This is a genomic window from Acidovorax sp. KPB24-07, assembly GCF_057543315.1.
Genome location: NZ_BAAJYS010000689.1, coordinates 1 through 1195, shown reverse-complemented (window position 1 = coordinate 1195; position 1195 = coordinate 1). Strand labels below are relative to the sequence as shown.

1 protein-coding gene is annotated in these 1195 nt (G+C 68.8%); it reads right to left on the bottom strand.

Features of this window, described 5'->3' with window-relative positions; all coding sequences use genetic code 11:
* Positions 1 to 104 precede the first annotated feature (104 nt).
* Entirely contained in the window at positions 105 to 953 is an 849-nt protein-coding gene (gene purU / locus AC27IQ_RS25025) for a formyltetrahydrofolate deformylase (protein WP_284431101.1), read from the bottom strand.
* Positions 954 to 1195: the final 242 nt, after the last annotated feature.

Here is a 1195-nt window from a genome sequence, read left to right as displayed (position 1 = left end):
CGCCGGCGGCTTCCGGGTCGGCCGCGCGCACCGCGCCGCGTGGCCGGTCGAACGGGCGGGCCGTGGTCACCGGGCTCCCTCGATGCGCCGCACCCGGGGCGCCTTCAGCGGAAGATCACCGTCTTGTGGCCGTTGAGCAGCACGCGGTGCTCGGTGTGCCACTTGACGGCGCGGGCCAGCACCTGGCTTTCGGTGTCTCGGCCCATGGCGGTGAGGTCTTCCACCGTCTTGCTGTGGTCCGCGCGGGCCACATCCTGCTCAATGATCGGGCCCTCGTCCAGGTCGGCCGTCACGTAGTGGGCGGTGGCGCCGATCAGCTTCACGCCGCGGTCGTGCGCCTGGTAGTAGGGCTTGGCGCCCTTGAAGCTGGGCAGGAAGCTGTGGTGGATGTTGATGGCCCGGCCTTCCAGCTTGCGGCACAGGTCGTCCGACAGCACCTGCATGTAGCGCGCCAGCACCACCAGTTCGGCCCCCTCGGATTCGATGATCTCGAACTGCCGCGCCTCGGCCTGCGCCTTGGTGGCGGCCGTCACGGGAATGTGGTGGAACGGCACGTTGTAGCTGGCCGCGAGCTGGTAGAAATCGCGGTGGTTGCTGATGATGGCCGCGATGTGCACCGGCAGCAGGCCGGACTTCCAGCGAAACAGCAGGTCGTTCAGGCAATGGCCTTCGCGGCTGACCATGATGACCGTCTTCATCGGCTCGGACACCGGGTGCAGCTGCCAGTGCATGCCGTGCGGGCCGGCGAAGGCGGCCAGCTGCGTCTTGAGCGCGGCGTGGTCGTGCGCTGCGCAGGCGAACTGCACGCGCATGAAAAACAGCCCGGTGGCGTGGTCGTTGTATTGGGCGGCCTCTTCGATGTTGCCGCCATGCTCCAGCAGGAAGCCGGACACCGCATGCACCAGCCCGAGCTTGTCGGGACAGGACAGGGTAAGGATATAGGCTTGGTTCATAGCGGGGCGATTGTCGCAGCAAGGCCAGGGGCCGTGCCGCGCCGATCGCTCTGGAGCGCCCCGGCTGGCGCGAGAATACGGTCCCATTGGAGGCCGCCTGGAAAGCGCGGTGCGCCCGGCGGGCGAGGCAAAACACAACAAGGACGTTCATGGATGAAGAGGAGGGCCCGGCCCTGACGCGGGTGCCCGGCTGGGCGTGGGCCGCCTACGTGGCGGCGGGGCGTGGCGTGGGGTGGCGGGGC

Bases quoted from the DNA above. Each gene is read 5' to 3' on its own strand.
- purU (WP_284431101.1), bottom strand. From the start codon at position 953: ATGAACCAAGCCTATATCCTTACCCTGTCCTGTCCCGACAAGCTCGGG.